The sequence below is a fragment of the Corynebacterium sp. genome, from assembly GCF_022712275.1.
GTDB lineage: Bacteria > Actinomycetota > Actinomycetes > Mycobacteriales > Mycobacteriaceae > Corynebacterium.
Genome location: NZ_JALAGU010000054.1, coordinates 39,232 through 55,296 on the forward strand (window position 1 = coordinate 39,232; position 16,065 = coordinate 55,296).

16 protein-coding genes are annotated in these 16,065 nt (G+C 67.8%); 3 read left to right on the forward strand and 13 right to left on the reverse strand.

The features are described from left to right. Positions 1 to 11 precede the first annotated feature (11 nt). Together Q0A27_RS14095 and Q0A27_RS14100 are read right to left on the reverse strand one after the other, a co-directional pair. A complete protein-coding gene (locus Q0A27_RS14095; protein ID WP_291476370.1) occupies positions 12 to 698 on the reverse strand; it encodes a 3'-5' exonuclease in 687 nt (228 codons plus the stop codon). Positions 699 to 813: 115 nt separating this feature from the next. Further along, positions 814 to 936, reverse strand: coding sequence for a hypothetical protein (locus Q0A27_RS14100; RefSeq protein ID WP_291476371.1), 123 nt, complete (start codon positions 934 to 936; stop codon positions 814 to 816). A gap of 333 nt (positions 937 to 1,269) precedes the next feature. Here Q0A27_RS14100 and ligA point away from each other — a divergent pair, with 333 nt between their 5' ends. The 3 genes from ligA to Q0A27_RS14115 all read left to right on the forward strand — a co-directional run bounded on the left by ligA (position 1,270) and on the right by Q0A27_RS14115 (position 4,421). Further along, the gene (gene ligA, locus Q0A27_RS14105) at positions 1,270 to 3,345 is read left to right on the forward strand and encodes an NAD-dependent DNA ligase LigA (RefSeq protein WP_291476373.1); all 2,076 of its coding nucleotides are present in this window, start codon (positions 1,270 to 1,272) and stop codon (positions 3,343 to 3,345) included. 120 nt (positions 3,346 to 3,465) lie between these two features. Continuing rightward, on the forward strand, positions 3,466 to 4,107 hold the full coding sequence (locus Q0A27_RS14110; RefSeq protein ID WP_291476374.1) for an ATP-binding cassette domain-containing protein: 642 nt from the start codon (positions 3,466 to 3,468) through the stop codon (positions 4,105 to 4,107). Next, on the forward strand, positions 4,095 to 4,421 hold the full coding sequence (locus Q0A27_RS14115) for an antibiotic biosynthesis monooxygenase (protein ID WP_291476375.1): 327 nt from the start codon (positions 4,095 to 4,097) through the stop codon (positions 4,419 to 4,421). The genes Q0A27_RS14110 and Q0A27_RS14115 overlap by 13 nt, the downstream gene beginning before the upstream one ends. 102 nt (positions 4,422 to 4,523) lie before the next feature. Here Q0A27_RS14115 and Q0A27_RS14120 read toward each other — a convergent pair whose 3' ends face one another. The 11 genes from Q0A27_RS14120 to Q0A27_RS14170 all read right to left on the reverse strand — a co-directional run bounded on the left by Q0A27_RS14120 (position 4,524) and on the right by Q0A27_RS14170 (position 16,065). After that, the gene (locus tag Q0A27_RS14120) at positions 4,524 to 5,465 is read right to left on the reverse strand and encodes a hypothetical protein (protein ID WP_291476376.1); all 942 of its coding nucleotides are present in this window, start codon (positions 5,463 to 5,465) and stop codon (positions 4,524 to 4,526) included. Beyond that, positions 5,462 to 6,574: a tRNA 2-thiouridine(34) synthase MnmA gene (mnmA, locus tag Q0A27_RS14125; protein ID WP_291476377.1), complete on the reverse strand. Its 1,113-nt coding sequence runs from the start codon at positions 6,572 to 6,574 to the stop codon at positions 5,462 to 5,464. The genes Q0A27_RS14120 and mnmA overlap by 4 nt, the downstream gene beginning before the upstream one ends. A gap of 81 nt (positions 6,575 to 6,655) precedes the next feature. After that, positions 6,656 to 7,852 (reverse strand): cysteine desulfurase family protein, encoded by a 1,197-nt coding sequence (locus Q0A27_RS14130; RefSeq protein WP_291476378.1) that lies wholly within the window; start codon positions 7,850 to 7,852, stop codon positions 6,656 to 6,658. After that, entirely contained in the window at positions 7,852 to 9,453 is a 1,602-nt protein-coding gene (locus Q0A27_RS14135) for a cation:proton antiporter (RefSeq protein ID WP_291476379.1), read from the reverse strand. The genes Q0A27_RS14130 and Q0A27_RS14135 overlap by 1 nt, the downstream gene beginning before the upstream one ends. 220 nt (positions 9,454 to 9,673) lie before the next feature. Then, on the reverse strand, positions 9,674 to 10,627 hold the full coding sequence (locus Q0A27_RS14140; protein ID WP_014010332.1) for an electron transfer flavoprotein subunit alpha/FixB family protein: 954 nt from the start codon (positions 10,625 to 10,627) through the stop codon (positions 9,674 to 9,676). 33 nt (positions 10,628 to 10,660) lie between these two features. Next, positions 10,661 to 11,449, reverse strand: a complete 789-nt coding sequence (locus tag Q0A27_RS14145; RefSeq protein WP_291476380.1) for an electron transfer flavoprotein subunit beta/FixA family protein — start codon at positions 11,447 to 11,449, stop codon at positions 10,661 to 10,663. 216 nt (positions 11,450 to 11,665) lie between these two features. Next, a complete protein-coding gene (locus tag Q0A27_RS14150) occupies positions 11,666 to 12,952 on the reverse strand; it encodes a hypothetical protein (protein WP_291476382.1) in 1,287 nt (428 codons plus the stop codon). After that, positions 12,949 to 13,857, reverse strand: coding sequence for an NUDIX hydrolase (locus Q0A27_RS14155; RefSeq protein WP_291476384.1), 909 nt, complete (start codon positions 13,855 to 13,857; stop codon positions 12,949 to 12,951). Before Q0A27_RS14155 ends, Q0A27_RS14150 begins: the two co-directional genes overlap by 4 nt. A gap of 14 nt (positions 13,858 to 13,871) precedes the next feature. After that, positions 13,872 to 14,741, reverse strand: coding sequence for an ABC transporter ATP-binding protein (locus Q0A27_RS14160; RefSeq protein ID WP_291476386.1), 870 nt, complete (start codon positions 14,739 to 14,741; stop codon positions 13,872 to 13,874). A 24-nt stretch (positions 14,742 to 14,765) separates the two neighbouring features. Continuing rightward, positions 14,766 to 15,677 carry a tetratricopeptide repeat protein gene (locus Q0A27_RS14165; protein WP_291476388.1) on the reverse strand — a complete coding sequence of 304 codons (912 nt, stop codon included), beginning with the start codon at positions 15,675 to 15,677 and terminating at the stop codon, positions 14,766 to 14,768. Positions 15,678 to 15,774: 97 nt separating this feature from the next. After that, positions 15,775 to 16,065: a hypothetical protein gene (locus Q0A27_RS14170; RefSeq protein ID WP_291476390.1), complete on the reverse strand. Its 291-nt coding sequence runs from the start codon at positions 16,063 to 16,065 to the stop codon at positions 15,775 to 15,777.

Below are 16,065 nucleotides of genomic sequence, written 5' to 3' on the forward strand. Positions count from 1 at the left end.
AGCGGTTGACCTCAGGCCTGCAGCGGCCAGGACGTGTTGACGGTCTCGGCCTTGGCGGTCTGTCCCTTGGAGATGAAGTACTCCTTGAGGTGGCTCTTGTCCTCGTAGTTCCAGGTGGCCTGCTTCAGCATGAGGTCGTCGGCGGACATCTCGACGACCTCGGGGTAGACCCGGGCGAGCTTCCAGGCGACCCTGGCGGCCGCCACCGCGTCCGCCGAGGCCTCGTGGGCATTGTCGAGGGCGACACCGTAATGCTCACAGACCTGGGTGAGGCGGCGTCCTCCCTTGCGGTACCGGTCCTTCGCCTTGTCGACGACGAGCGGGTCGAACACCGGGCCGTCTACGGTGAAGGTGGGATCCAGGGCCCGCAGGACGGTGAGATCGTAGGCCGCGTTGTAGATGATGAGGGTCGCCCCCTCCGACCAGCCCCGGCGGATGCGTTCGATCGTCTCGGCGAGGACCTCGTCGTGGGGACGCCCGTGTTCCCGGGCGTACTCGGTGGTGATGCCGTGGATCTTGGTCGCCCCCTCCGGGATCGGGATCCCGGGGTCGGCGAGGATCTCCAGGTCATCCCGCCGGGAACCGTTGATGGTGATCAGCGCACTGGTCACGATCCGTGCAGTCAGGGGGTCCTGGCCGGTGGTCTCCAGGTCGAAGCTGAGCATGTGGGAGGGATCGAAGCGGGTCGCGGTCGTCATGGTGGACCACTCTAGCGGGCGGCCGGACGCCCGACTGACCCCGTGCCGCGAGGGCACGGGGTCAGTCGAATCCTGCGGAGGATCAGGGCAGGATCAGGGCAGGATCAGGGCAGGATCAGGCGAGCACGTCGTCGTACTCGGGGGCGGTCACGGCGAGACCCTCGTCGTCACCGAAGAGGTAGTAGGACGCACCGGCGGAGAGGTCGGCGATTTCTTCACGGCTGAGAAGGTTGAACATCTTGAACTCCTGAGGAATCTCGGGTCTGTGGGTTTTATGTGGTGCGTGGTGCATCTGGTGCAACACGCCCAACGCTATGTTTCGCCGCGGAAGCAGTCCACGGCTTTCCGGGCCATCACCCCCGGCCGTATGACACCCCCGTCGTCCCCACGCAGGGCACAGCTCACAGGGACCGCAGGTTCAGTTGTTTTCAGCGGAGATACCACCACCCCCGACCGGTGTGATCCAGATCATCCGGACCCCGGATACAGTGATATGGAACTCATATCGAGGCAGAAACATCATCGCACGGCGTCCCCGGTGCGCGTCCGCGTCCGCACTACACTGAACCGGGTGAGCGAGCCGAAGCAGACGACGTCCCCCACCGCATCCCCCGACGACCCGGCCGAGCGTTGGTCCACCCTGGCCGCGGAAATCCGTCACCACCGTGACCTCTACTACTACCGCGAGCCGGTGATCACGGACGCCGAGTTCGACACGATGATGCGCGAGCTCCAGGCACTGGAGGCCGAGCATCCCGAGCTCGTCGCCGGACCGAGCCCGACCACCGAGGTCGCACAGCCCCCGGTGAACTCGCCGTTCCGCAATGTCGCCCACCGCGAGCAGATGCTCAGCCTCGACAATGTCTTCGACGGCAGCGAACTCAAGGAGTGGCTCGACCGCACCCCCTCGGAGACCTACCTCACCGAGCTGAAGATCGACGGCGCCTCCATCGACCTGCTCTATCTGGACGGTCGCCTGGAGACCGCCCTGACCCGCGGCGACGGTGTGACCGGTGAAGACATCACCCACAACGCCCGCACCATCTCCGACATCCCCGACCGGCTCAGCGACACCGATGAGTTCCCGGTGCCCGCGGTCGTCGAGATCCGTGGCGAGATCTTCATCACCGTCGAGGACTTCGCGACGATGAACGCCGACCGGCAGGCCGAGGGCAGGAAGATGTTCGCCAACCCACGCAATGCCGCGGCCGGCGCGATGCGTCAGAAGAACCCGGAGGAGACGGCGAAGCGTCCCCTCAAACTGATCTGCCACGGTCTCGGCGCGCGCGAAGGTTTCGAACCTGCCAGCCAGCATGACGCCTACCGTGCGATCGAGGCGTGGGGTCTGCCGGTCAGCCCGTACACGAAGCAGGTCCACTCGGCCGAGGAGGTCATCGCCCAGGTCAGGTACTGGGGAGAGCACCGGCATGACGCCACCCACGAGATGGACGGCCTGGTCGTCAAGGTCGACAGCCTCGACGAGCAGGAGGATCTGGGCGCGACCAGCCGGGCTCCGCGCTGGGCGATCGCCTACAAGTACCCGCCGGAAGAGGCGATGACCACGGTGGAGTCCATCCGGATCGGGATGGGGCGCACCGGACGTGCCACCCCGTTCGCGGTGATGTCCCCGACCTATGTCGCCGGGTCCACGGTCTCCATGGCCACACTGCACAACCCGACCGAGGCGCACCGCAAAGGCATCCGGCTGGGTGACCGGGTGATGATCCGCAAGGCCGGCGAGGTGATCCCCGAGGTCCTGGGCCCGGTGGAGGATGTCCGCGACGGCTCCGAGCGCGAGTTCGTCTTCTCCTCGGTGTGCCCGGAATGCGGCACTCCTCTGGCCCCGACCAAGGAGGGGGACGCCGACTGGCGCTGCCCGAACACCCGCTACTGCCCCGGCCAACTGCAGAACCGGCTGAACTACCTGGCCGGACGCGGCGCCTTCGACATCGACGCCCTCGGCGAGCGTGCCGCCAGTGACCTCATCGCCTCCGGCGTCCTGCCCGATGAAGGACGCCTGTTCTCGCTCAGCGCCGAAGACCTGACCTCCACCAACGCGTACACGACCAAGGCCGGGAAACTGAACAGGCCCGGTGAACTGCTGCTCGACAATCTGGAGGAGGCCAAACAGGTCGACCTGTGGCGGGTGATCACCGCACTGTCGATCCGGCATGTCGGCCCGACCGCGGCAAAGGCCCTGGCCGCGACCCTCCAGTCCATCCCTGCGATCGACGAGGCGTCGGTCGAGGACATGGCCGAGATCGACGGTGTCGGCGGGATCATCGCACAGTCGGTGAAGGACTGGTTCGCGGTGGACTGGCACCGCGAGATCGTGGACGCCTGGGCGGACGCGGGTGTGCGCATGGAGCAGATCATCGAGGCCTCCGACCTGCCGGAGCAGACGCTGGCAGGACTGACCGTGGTGGTCACCGGGTCGCTGGAGAACTTCGACCGGACCAGCGCGAAGGAGGCGGTGGAGTCCCGCGGCGGCAAGGCGGCGGGGTCGGTGTCGAAGAAGACCGACTTCCTCGTCGCCGGAGAAAAGGCCGGCTCGAAGCTCACCAAGGCCGAGGATCTCGGCGTCCCCGTGCTGGACGAGGCCGGGTTCGAGAAGCTCCTGGCAGAGGGGCCGGACGCGGTGAGGTAGAGTGCACCCATGATCATCTGCGACGTCCACCCCGCGCCCCTGTCCGCGTGCTGACATCGTAGAGCCCGCTTTCCCGGCCTTGCTCCGATCAGCACGACCACTGATCACCGGGAGGCCGCCGTGTTATCCACACACCCTTCTGTCGTCCTCGGCGACCTCACCCTCACCTGGCCGGACGGCACGCCTGTCCTCGACCACCTCTCTACCTCCTTCCCCGCCGGATGCACCGGTGCGAACGGGACGGGCAAGTCCACACTCCTCCGCGTCCGCGCCGGCGAGCTCTCCCCCGACTCCGGGCACCTGACCGTGTCCGGCACCGCGGACTACCTGCCGCAACGCCTCACTCTGGTCACCGACGCCACGGTCGCTGACCTCTTCGGCGTCCACGGCATCCTCGATGCCCTGGACCGGATCGAACACGGCACCACCGACCCAGCCGACTTCGCTGCCATCGGCGACGACTGGGACATCGGTGACCGGTGTCTCGCCGACCTCGCAGCCGCCGGGCTCGAGGGGATCCAGCTCACCCGGCGCGTCGGGACGCTGTCCGGTGGGCAGACCGTTCTCACCGCAGTGGTCGGCCTGCGCCGCACCCGCCATGACGTCGTCATCCCCGATGAACCGACGAACAACCTGGACCTCGCCACGGTGGATGCGCTGGTCGACGCGCTGGCGCCCTACCGCGGAGCGCTGATCATGGTCAGCCACGACGAAGTCCTGCTCGACCGGCTTGGCGTAGGCTCGCGACTATGTCAGTCGTGAAGATCAACGCAATCAGTGTTCCCGAAGGCGCCGGCCCTGAGCTGGAGAAGCGCTTCGCCGCCCGTGCCCACACCGTCGACTCCTCCCCCGGCTTCGAGGGCTTCCAGATGCTCCGCCCGACGAAGGGTGACGACCGCTACTTCATCGTCACTACCTGGGCCTCCGAGGAGGATTTCAAGGCCTGGGCGGAGGGCCCTGCCAGGGCCGCACACAGCGGTCCGCACTCCGGTGAGGGCAAGAAGCCGGTCGCCACGGGTGCAGACCTGCTGGAATTCGAGGTCGTCGACCTGGACGCCATCGCCAAGCAGCAGTAACCGCAGTCCCTACCCTCCTTCCGGGGGTGGGCGAGAAACCGGTCCAGATCGGAGACATGGAGTGTATCCGTCGCCCCGATCATGACCGGTTTTTCACGCCGCTCAGTTGCGGTGCAGCAGAGCAGCAGCGCCGCGAACGGTCCGGGCCAGCTCGGCCGCCGCGTTCGGGGTGAGGACGCCCTCTCCCGCAGCCACCAGGTCGATCTGCGGTTCGGGGCTCTCTCCGTCGAAGGTCCACTGCTTCCAGGTCCGCATCACGGTGTGCGCCAGCTCCTCGCTGGTGCGGCCACCGCCGACCCGCCAGGCCACGGAGGTGCCAGCGTCGATCAGCCGGGCGACCTCGTCATCCAGGCGGTCCACCACCAGGGTGGCGTCCAGGGATGCCAGCTCGGGGTACACGCATCCGGCGTCCAGCACGATCTCACGCTCCCCTGTGCCACCCACCTGCCCGAGGAAACGCCGCTCCACATTCGTCGCAATCTCACGGTCCAAACTCATGGTCTCGAAGTCGGTGGCTCCGACCAGTGTGGAGGTCACCTCGGCGAAGCGTCGTTCATGCACGTGCACCACCGAGGCCCCGACAGCGTCGCAGAACTCACGCACGCCCTCGCCGAGTGCCAGAGCGACATCACGGAACGCCGGCCGGTCGAAGCACAGCGGGTGCCCGTGGTACTCCACCGAAGCCCCGAAGGTCCACGGCCCGGTGACATGCACCATCAGCCGGTCAGTCCCCGGCATGACCTCGGCGATGATGTCGGTGAGTTCGTGGCGGCGTCCGAGGAAGGAACGCATGTCGAGGGTCTTGCCCGGCGCGACCTCCCAGCCCCGGGCATGGGAACGCAGGTAGGGACCTCCGACAGTCACACCCATCGCGGCGGTCTCCATGAGCAGACCGTCATCCACGGCAGAGCGGGGCAGGCTCAGCGGTGGCAACACCCCGACGTCTTCGTCGACGTCCCTGGTCCGCCGGGCGACCGCAGCCAGAGCTGCCCGCAGGTCGGTGTGGGTGGTCCGGATATCCTCCCACCAGGCGAATCTGGTCACGCGGACTGTGCTCCGGATTCAACAGCGTCCACCCACGGTGCGGTCGCACTGATCGTGCCGGATCCGATGAGGATGTCCCCCTCGGCGTCCGGCAGGTAGACCACGGCGGCCTGGCCGCGGGCCACGCCCTGCAGCGGCTCGTGGAGCTCCAGCTCCACGGCATCCGAGGTCAGCGTCGCGGTTGCCGGGACCACACCACCGTGGGCGCGGACCTGGACTTCACACCCGAACGTCTCCCCGTGCTTCACCGGGTCGAGCCGCTTGAGCCGGTCGGCGGTGATGTGCCCGATCCTCAGATCCTGCTTGCGCCCGACCGTGACGGTGCCGGTGGAGGCGTTGATGTCGGTGACGTAGCGCGGCTGACCGTCGGCGGCAGGGCCGGTCAGTCCGAGACCCTTACGCTGGCCGATGGTGAAGCCGTAGACACCGTCGTGTTCGGCGAGGGTCTCTCCCTCCACCGACTGCACGATGCCTGGGCGCATCCCGATCTTCGCGCCGAGGAAGGCCTGTGTCCGCCCGTCGGGGATGAAGCAGATGTCGTGGCTGTCCGGCTTGGACGCCACGCCCATCCCCAGGTCCTTCGCCTCGGCGCGGATGTCGGGCTTGACGGTGTCCCCGACCGGGAACATGCAGTGGGCCAGCTGCTCGTCGGTGAGGACGCCGAGAACGTAGGACTGGTCCTTGTTGTCGTCGATGCCACGGCGCATGACACCGTCGTGCAGCCGGGCGTAGTGGCCGGTGACCACGGCATCGAAGCCGAGGGCGATGGAGCGGTCGAGCAACGCCTCGAACTTGATCTTCTCGTTGCAGCGCAGGCAGGGGTTGGGGGTCTCCCCGATCTCGTAGGACTCGACGAAGTTGTCGATGACGTCCGCCTTGAAGCGGTCGGAGAAGTCCCAGACGTAGAAGGGGATGCCGAGGGAGTCGCAGACGCGGCGGGCGTCGGCGGAGTCCTCCAGGGAGCAGCAGCCGCGCGAGCCCGCACGCACCGCCTCCGGGGACTGTGACAGCGCCAGGTGGACGCCGATGACCTCGTGACCTTCCGCCAGCGCACGCGCCGCCGCCACCGAGGAATCGACGCCACCGCTCATCGCCGCGACTACCCGCATTCTTCCTGTCACACTCCTGATGTACCGCCTGCAGAACAGCCCTTCACCCTACACCGTGGCTGCACCACCGGTCATCTCTGTTCAGTACGCCGTGCCCGCGGCCCGCGCCTGCTCGACCACACCGGACAGCAGGGCACAGATGCGGTCAATGTCGGCGTCTGTCGTCGCAGGTCCGGTGGTCAGCCGCAGTGCACCGCGGGCGGTGTGCACGTCGACGCCCATCGCGGTGAGCACGTGGGAGGCCCGGTTCACCCCGGCCGAGCAGGCGGAACCGGTGGAGGCGTCCACACCGGCGACATCGAGCAGCATGATGAGGCTGTCGCCTTCGGCACCGGGGAAGCTCATGTGGACATGTGACGGCAGCGCTCCGGGACCAGCCGGAGCAGGGTCGGTGTAGACCACCGCATCCGGGATCGACCGGACCACGTCGAGCAGCCGGGCCTGGTAGCCGGCGAGTCGGGCGTGCTCGGCGTCCATCTCCGCGACGGCCGAGGCCAGTGCCGCCGCCGTCGCAGCCGCTCCCTGCGGGTTGACGGTGCCGGAACGCAGTTTGCGCTCCTGTCCGCCGCCGCGGACCGGAGTGTCTACGACGGCATCGCGACGCGCCAGCAGCAGGCCGACGGACTTCGGCCCGCCGAACTTGTGCGCGCTCGCCGCCAGGGTAGAGACACCGAGGCGGTGGAAATCAACCGGCAGATGGCCGACGGCCTGCACCGCATCGACATGGGTCGGGATCCCGACATCCACCGCAGGTCCCACCACAGCCGGCAGATCACTGATGTTGCCGGTCTCGTTGTTGACCCACATGGCAGTGACAAGGGCATCAGACGCCGGGTCCAGCCGCCCCACCGGGCCCGGGCGACCGTCGGGATCCACCGGGATCCCCACCCGCTCGAACAGTGGACCGCCGGGAACGGGAAGGCCGTGCTCGTTATCGCACAGCCAGTCGACCGACTCCCCCACCGCCGGATGTTCGACCGCCGTGACATGGATCCGCCGGGCGCCACGGGTACGCAGCGCACCGAAAGCGAGACCCTGGACGGCGATATTGTCCGCCTCAGTCCCCGATCCGGTGAACAGCACCTCGGCCCGGTCAGCCCCGAGCAGACCGCCGATCTGCTCCCGGGCGTCCTCCACGATGCGGGACGCCTCACGACCGGACGCGTACTGGCCGGCCGGGTTCAGCAGGGACGCGGTGTGCTCCAGCGCCTCCACAGCTTCCGGACGCAACGGGGCGGACGCCGCGTGGTCGAGATAGATGCGGGATGTCCCTGACATCACTCCTCCTCGTGGGGCAGTGCCAGCAGACGGCGGTCGATCTCGTGCATCTTCTCGGCGACCGCTGTGGGGTCCACGCCTTTGCGGTAGCGGCTCGCAGCAAGACTGCGTTGGGCCTCGTTGAGGGACCTGCGCCGGATCTCGAGAGCCCTGCGGGCGGCCTTCTGCCGTCGCTCACGGCGGATCCGCGCGTGTTCGTCAGCGTCCTCGACACCGTCGTCACCGTCGTCGAGAGCCGAGGTTGAACGGATCACCTGGAGACGTTCGTTGATACGGGCCGCAGCCTCCGGGGTGAGATTCGCACTGGACAGTTCCTTGCTGACCACGGCGACGGCGGCGCGGTAGGCGTCGTCGAGAGCTTCCTCGGTGGCGTGGTCGGCGGTGTCGTGGAGGTCGTAGTTGCGCTTGAGATACGCGGTGAGCTTCGGCAGGGTGAGCCCGGGAATCACCATGGTGCAGAGCAGGACGACGAAGGCGACGATGGTGAACTCGTCACGCATCGGGAAGTCGGTCGGGCTCAATGACAGCACCAGGGCGAAGGTGACCAGACCGCGCATACCGGCCCAGGTCAGCAACAGGACATCGGTCCAGCGCACCGGCGCACGGTATCTCCCCCTGTTCCGGGCGTTCGCCCACAACAGCCCACTCATCCACAGTGCGCGGACCGCGATGAGCACAAGAGAGATGACCAGACCCCACAGCACCGGCTTGAGGTGCTCCACCTCGTCGTCGAAGATCGACTCGCGGACGTTCATGCCCATCAGACCGAAAGCCATACCGGTGACGAGGAGCTCAATGACCTCCCAGAACGCGGAACCGGCGAGTCGGGCGTCGGCGGCGGTGGCGTCCAGCCGGGAGCTGAGCTCCACGGCGGCGACGACCACGGCGATGACGCCGGAGATGTGGATCTCCTCGCACACCAGGTAGAGGATGAACGGCAGCACCCACGTGAAGGCGTTGCCGGCGACCGGGGAATCGAGCCACTCGACGACCTTGGCGGAGTAGCGTCCGACACCCCAGCCGAGAGCGACCGCACCGAGGGCGCTGTAGATCATGGTTCCGCCAGCCTCGAACCAGTGGATGTCGTCGTGGAACTGCGCGGCGGTGACCGCCGCACTGAAGATGACGAGGGACGCGGCGTCATTGAACAGTCCCTCGGACTGCAGGGTGCCGATAATGCGTCGTGGGATGCCGGCGGGCTCCGCCACCGCCTCGACAGCCACTGGATCCGGCGGGGCGACAGCCGCGGCCAGCGCCAGGGCACCGACGAGGGTGAGCCCGGGGATCATCCACATGGACACGCCCACGACCGCGGCCACGGTGACAATGACGAGGATCACCGACAGGCTGAGAATGGACCGCCACTGGTCCCGGAACATACCCCAGGAAGTCCGTCGTGCCAGCGCCCACAGCAGCGGGGGCAGGGCCAACGGGAGGATGAGGTGCGGATCCACGTCGACGGTGGGCATCCCCGGGAGAAACATCGCGCCGGTGGTGACCAGCAGCAGCAGGACCGGCCAGGGCAGACCGACCCGGTCGCCTACTCCCACCGTGAGCACGGTCAAGAGCATGAGAGCCAGAACGATGATCAGGGTTGTCATCCAGTCGGATCCTTCCCAGGGGTCGGAGTGGTCGGTGGTCGCTGTCGCCAGCGGTGTCAGTGGCGGATTCCCCGGCAGAAAAAGACTCAGGGTCCGCACCCCGTCGGGGTGCGGACCCTGTAGTCCGGTGGTCACCGTGCCTGCTCAGACGGAATTCTCCGTCCAGTGTACCGCGTGGCTCCCACCGGTTCTTCCCGGTGTTCACCTGCGGCGGCGGGAACTACTTGCGCTTGGCGAGTTCCTCGGTGGCCTGCGGGGCGACCTTGAACAGGTCGCCGACGACGCCGAAGTCGGCGATCTCGAAGATGCCGGCCTCCTCGTCCTTGTTGACGGCGACGATGGTCTTGGAGGTCTGCATACCGGCCTTGTGCTGGATGGCACCAGAGATACCGAGGGCGATGTACAGGTTCGGGGAGACCGTCTTACCTGTCTGGCCGACCTGGAACTTGCCCGGGTAGAAGTCGGCGTCCACTGCGGCGCGGGAAGCACCGACGGCGGCACCGAGGGTGTCGGCGAGAGGCTCCACGACGTCGTGGAAGCCTTCCGGACCGGCGACACCGCGGCCACCGGAGACGATGATCTTCGCCTCGGTGAGCTCGGGGCGGTCGGCCTTCTCGGCCGGCGCGAAGGAGTTGATCTTCACCGCGGTCGGACCCGGGGCGGGCAGCTCGACGGCCTGGACGGTACCGGCGGCTGCCTGGTCCTCCGGGTCGACGGCGCCGGCGCGCAGGGTGTAGACCGGCGAAGTGCCACCGGCGGTGGACTCGACGGTGAAGTCACCACCGAAGATGGAGCCGGAGGCGGAGCGGTCGGCGTTGATGCCGATCACGTCGTAGAGGACACCGGAGGCGACGCGGGCGCCGACGCGGCCGGCGATCTCGTTGCCGTTTGCACCGGCGGCGATGACGACCGGGACCTGGAGGGCGGCGGCCAGACCGGCGACGGCGTCAACCTGCGGGGTGACGACATACTCGGCGGCGAAGTCGGCCTCAGCGGCGTAGATGTTCTCGGCTCCGGCGGCGGCCAGGCCTGCCTGCAGCTTCTCGGTGGTGCCGGGGGCGCCGACGACGACGGCACCGACGGTGCCGAAAGCGCGGGCGGCGGTGATGAGCTCACGGGTGCTGTTCTTCAGCTCACCCTCGGAGTGCTCAACGAGGACCAGGACGTTGGTCATGGTTTCAGTAGTCCTTTCCGTGTGTGGGGTGAGTTAAATGAGCTTCTGCTTGGCGAGGAACTCGACCAGCTGAACGCCGCCGTTGCCCTCGTCGGTGACGATCTCACCGGCGGTCTTCGCGGCCTTCGGGGCAGAGGCGGTGACCTTGGTCGCGGCGGCACCGAGGCCGACGTTCTCAGCGGCGACACCGATCTCGGCGATACCCAGTTCGCGGATGGTCTTCTTCTTCGCGGCCATGATGCCCTTGAAGTTCGGGACGCGCGGGGTGTTCGCCTTCTCGGTGACGGACACGATCGCCGGGGTCGGGGCCTCGACGGTGAAGATGCCGTCTTCGGTGACGCGCTCACCGGTCACCTTGCCTCCCTCGACCTCGAGGGAACGCAGGTTGGTGACGGCCGGGATCTGGCGGTACTCGGAGAGCAGACCCGGCACAGCACCGGCACCACCGTCGGTGGAGGCGTTGCCGGCGAGGATGATCTCGATGTCCTCGACCTGGTTGAGGGCGTTGGACAGGGTCCAGGCGGTACCCAGGGCGTCCGAACCGGCGAGGGCGTCATCGGTGACGAGGATTCCCTCGTCGGCACCGAGGGACAGTGCCTTGCGCAGGGCGGAGGTGGCGCCCGCCGGGCCCACGCTCAGCACGATGATGTTGCGGGACCCGTCAGCTTCCTTGAGCTTCAGGGCCGCCTCGACGGCGTTCTCGTTGATCTCGTCCAGGATAGCGTCGCTGTTCTCCCGGTCGAGCGTGAAGTCGTCATCGGTCAGCTTGCGCTCGGAGTAGGTGTCCGGCACCTGCTTGACCAGAACCACGATGTTCGACATTCGTTGGCCTTCCTGCCTTGGGTTCGATGTGATCGTCGGTAATTCTACCCGGATTCTGCCGTGACCTACCCCACAATCACGTGAAAATAGACCTATCTGCCACAAAATCACCGTTTCTACGGGCTCATGACCTGCGACGTTGCAAACATGCTACAAAAAAATATCTTTCCGGCCTCACCCCCGGGGGTGCCGCGTTTCACGTTGGGATAGGTCGTTTCATAAGACTGAACGGCATACCGCAGCCACCGGTGATCCACCGATGCGTGCGATGACGACCGTCAGCGGGGTACTCCCCTTGAGCGCCCCACCGGAACGCATCTTCCTACGCAGCGCATCGGGATCCACGTCCGCACCGCGCACCAGGATCTCCAGTGCACCGCAGTCATGGGCCGACAGTACAGACTTCAGCTTCTTCACCGGTACTGTCTCGAGCACCTCGAAGACCCGCTGGCCGGGTAGCAGTGCGTCCCGTACCGCGTCATCCCACCGGTCACCGGAGAGATAGGCGATGTGCGGGTCCACCCGCCACCAGCCGAGTCGGGCGGCATACTGACGGACCAGTCCGGCACGGACCACCGCACCGTCCGGATCGAGCATGTAGCGGCCCACCGGCCCGACCTCCTCGGATTCCGGGGCCGAGGTCGTCAGCACGTCGGTTGCGTCCTGCCCCACCACCACGGCGCGCCGGCCCTGGTCGTGCTGCCCACCCCTCCCCGGGACGGTGGCCAGCCCCGGAGTGTAGAGGCACGCCTCCTTGACTCCCGGTGCACCGGGACCGCCGGGCGCGATACTGACGACATCCACCTGCCCCTCCCACTCCGAGTAGTCGATGCCCGGCGCACACTTCACCGCCAGTTCCGCTCCGGCCGCCTGCCACACCGACAGCAGATCCGGCAGCGGAGGCAGCAGGTCACGGGGATCACGGATGCGTCCCCGCGCGGTCCGTCGTGCCGGATCGGCGACAATGACGTCCGCCCGCAGCGCAGGAACGACCGCATCCGCACGGACCAACGGGACCTCGGGGAGGTTGATCCGTGCCATGGCCAACCGGGCGGCGTCCAGGTCACCGCCGACGACGGTGCCGAAGCGTCCACGGACGCCGGGTGCGGTCAACTCCGCCAGTTCGGTGCCGACCGAACAGGTCACGTCGGCGATACTGCGCCCCTCGGCCACGGTGAGCAGATGCTGCACCCGGACCCCGGCCACGGCAGCCGGGGTGGCCTGCTGGGCGGAGTCCGTGCAGGCCATCCAGTCCGTGCGTGGAGTTCCGTCGGCGTTGACCGGGACCTTCGCACCACGCACCGCGGCACGACGGGCACTGACGAGTTCCGCCAGCGCACGGGCCGTCGCGGCCGGGTCTGAGGCACCGGCGTCATCGGCGATCTGCCGCAACCGGGTCAGGTCAGACAGCTGGCTCGAGGAGGTGAGCTCCAGCTGCCCGGCGGCCTCCACCGCCCTGGGGTGCGTCGCCAACCACCGGATCTCGGCGACCGTGAAGCTCACGAGAAGGGGCTGGGAGGGAGATCCTCCGGGTCGACGGCGAACTTCATCCCCGGGGCGAAGACGCGCTCAGGGTAGCCGTACATACGGGTCTCCATGAGGTAGTACTCCGCCATGTACGGCAGATCGACCGGCTCCTTGACCACCGGGTCGACGGTCAGCTGGGCGGCGAAGTCCATGACCTCCTCGACGCTGCGGAACGTGTCCAGCATCTTCAGCTGCGACCACGTCGGCGGCATGAGGTTGATTTTCCGGTTGCGCCAGCCGTCGAGCAGGGTCCCGGGACGGAACCACCCCGTGGAGGTCGCCTCACGGGTGTCGCCGTAGGCGTTCTGTCCCTCGGGCATCGAGGCGACGAAGAAAGCCGTGTCATAGCGGATCGGCTGCCTTTCCGGGGTGACCCAGTTCGCCCAGGGACGCAGCAGATCACCACGCAGCACCAGATCATGCTGATCCATGAAGTCGGTGAAGGCCAGGCGGTGGTTCTCCAGGTCTGCACGGAACGGCAGGTAACCGGTGGTGTCCTTCACCGTGCGGCCGTCCGCGTGGCCGGCCAGCAGCGTGCCGGTCTCCTCGAAGGTCTCACGCACCGCGGCACAGACCAGTGCCCGAGCGATGTCCGGGGAGGTCCGTAACCGGCCCGCCCACCACTCGGTGGACGGCCCCTGCCAGCGGATGTCCGGGGAACTCACCCCGTCGCCGTCGACGTCGCCGGGCATGTCGCGTTCATCGACGCCACCGCCGGGAAACACCGTCATCTCCGCGCAGAACCGCATCGTGGACGCCCGCTCCTGCACGTACACCTCCGGCCCGCTGAGCGTGTCTCGCAGCAGCATCACCGTGGAGGCGTGCCGGGGTTGCACCGACCCCGGCGCAGACCCTGGGTTCCGTGAACGACTGTCAACCATGTTCCCCACCCTAGTCAGTTCTGTCGGTGACGCGACCGGCCGGTCCTCGGTGTGCGGCGTGCGAAGTACCGTCCGTCCTCCTCGACCCGCAGCTGGATCGGCTGGTGGTAGGCACGGGTGAGGTTCTCCGAGGTCATCACGTCGGTGATAAGCCCCTGGGCGACAACCTGCCCCTCGTCGAGGATCAGACCGTGGGTGAATCCCGGGGGGATCTCTTCGACATGGTGGGTCACCAGGACCATCGCCGGAGCGTCGGGATCCACCGCCATCTCCGAGAGCAGACCGACGAGATCCTCGCGTCCGCCCAGATCCAGACCGGCACCGGGCTCGTCGAGCAGCAGAATCTCCGGGTCGGTCATCAGCGACCGTGCGATGAGGACGCGTTTACGCTCGCCTTCGCTGAGCGTCCCCCACTCATGGTCGACCAGGTGCAGTGCGCCGACGGTCTCGAGAATCTCCAGCACCCGGTCGCGGTCGCTGTCGTCGTACTCCTCCTTCCACCGGCCGAGCACGTCATAGCCCGCGGAGATGACCAGATCGACGACCTTCTCCTTCTCGGGGACGCGGTGGGCGAAGGCCGCCGAGGACAGGCCGACGGCGGTCCGCAGTTCACGGACGTCCACCTTGCCCAGGGTCTCCCCCACGATGCGCACCGTGCCGCGGGTCGGGAAGAGCATCGCCGAGGCGATGGACATCAGTGTCGTCTTCCCTGCCCCGTTGGGGCCCAGTACGATCCACCGCTCATCCACCTCGACCTGCCAGCTGACCTGGTCGAGCAGGGCCCGACCACTCCGGATAACGCTGACATCACGGAAGTCGATCACCAGGTCCTCATCGAGGGCCTCAGCGGTGGCGGGAGTGGAGATGAGAGTGGGATCGTTCACTCCCCCATGGTGCCACACGGCCGATCAGAACAACGCGCTGGCCATCCGGGTACGGGCGTCTATGACCTCGGGGTCCGCCGGGTCGTAGAGGGTGAACAGGCCGAGCAGTCGGGTACGTGCGGCGTCCTTCTCCTCGCCGGCAGACATACGCATCCGGTCGATGAGGACGTCGAAGGCCTCGCGGCGGCGTCCCTCCAGCAGCATCCGGTCGATGTCGTCGGCCGACCCGTCGGCGGAGCGCCCCAACAGGACGGCGGTCGCACGGGCGGCCTTGGCTTCGTTGACGGCCTCTGCGGAAGCACCGGTGTCACCGATGACGGCGTCGTACAGGGCGACCGCGCTGACGTAGTCCTCGCGGTCCAGGGCGTCGGCGGCCTCGGCGAAACGGGGGTCGGCCGGGGGCTCCTCGTCCTCGGTCCCGCCACCGGCGGCCGGCAGGCCCGGAAGCTTGCCTGCCGTGGCCTGCAGCACCGCGGAAATGAAACGGTCGGTCTGCTCCGGCTGCTGGACGCCCTCGAAGCTGGTCAGCGGACGCCCCGCAGCCAGTGCGAGCACGGTCGGCACCGACTGCACGCCGAAGGCCTGGGCGATCTCCGGGATGGTGTCCACGTCGACGTAGCGGAAGACCCAGGACGCCGGCTCGGTCTGCCCGAGGGCGGAAGACGCGAAGGCCTGGGACATCTCGTCGGATCCCGGAGCCCGCGAGCTGCCGAGCTGGACGATGACCGGGACCTGGGTGGAGCGGACGACGAGATCCTGCTCGAAACTCTCGGCGGTGACCGGGCCGGCCAGGGCGACCGGTGCCCCGGAGGCGGCCTCCTCCTTCGCCCGGTCCCGGGCGTCCGCCGCCTCCTTCACGGCACCGAGGTCCACGGCGCGGGCGGCGAAACGGTTGGGGGCGGAATCGGCCGGTCCGGCCGGACGGGGTGAAGTCATGTCATCCACTCTAACGCCACTCCGACACGGACGACACGGACGACACGGACGGCACAGGCGGCACAGGCGGCACAGGCGGCACGGACAGGTCCGGCACTCAGCGCCGGTCCCAGCACCCCGAGTGCCAGTGCCTGCGGTCCTCCGCACCACGGTGACCGTCCGGCCAGGCGACGACATGGGCGACCCCGGGCGGGATGTTCTGGTTGCATCCCGGGCAGACGTAGAACTTCACCGCGGAGCCCGCACCCATGTGGCGGACGAACCAGTCCTCCCCCGTCGCCCAGCCCGGACCGGGCTCGCGACGGGTACCCCAGTAGGTCGCGCCATCGCGTGGCAGATCGGCCCGTCCGCGGGGCACCGGGGTGGCGCGTCGGTTGTGTCGTGGCAC

Coding starts and splice junctions, on each gene's coding strand:
- Q0A27_RS14115 (WP_291476375.1), top strand. CDS start 4,095: ATGTCAGTCGTGAAGATCAACGCAATCAGTGTTCCCGAAGGCGCCGGC.
- Q0A27_RS14145 (WP_291476380.1), bottom strand. CDS start 11,449: ATGTCGAACATCGTGGTTCTGGTCAAGCAGGTGCCGGACACCTACTCC.
- Q0A27_RS14140 (WP_014010332.1), bottom strand. CDS start 10,627: ATGACCAACGTCCTGGTCCTCGTTGAGCACTCCGAGGGTGAGCTGAAG.
- Q0A27_RS14130 (WP_291476378.1), bottom strand. CDS start 7,852: ATGTCAGGGACATCCCGCATCTATCTCGACCACGCGGCGTCCGCCCCG.
- Q0A27_RS14155 (WP_291476384.1), bottom strand. CDS start 13,857: ATGGTTGACAGTCGTTCACGGAACCCAGGGTCTGCGCCGGGGTCGGTG.
- mnmA (WP_291476377.1), bottom strand. CDS start 6,574: ATGCGGGTAGTCGCGGCGATGAGCGGTGGCGTCGATTCCTCGGTGGCG.
- Q0A27_RS14165 (WP_291476388.1), bottom strand. CDS start 15,677: ATGACTTCACCCCGTCCGGCCGGACCGGCCGATTCCGCCCCCAACCGT.
- Q0A27_RS14135 (WP_291476379.1), bottom strand. CDS start 9,453: ATGACAACCCTGATCATCGTTCTGGCTCTCATGCTCTTGACCGTGCTC.
- Q0A27_RS14095 (WP_291476370.1), bottom strand. CDS start 698: ATGACGACCGCGACCCGCTTCGATCCCTCCCACATGCTCAGCTTCGAC.
- Q0A27_RS14100 (WP_291476371.1), bottom strand. CDS start 936: ATGTTCAACCTTCTCAGCCGTGAAGAAATCGCCGACCTCTCCGCCGGT.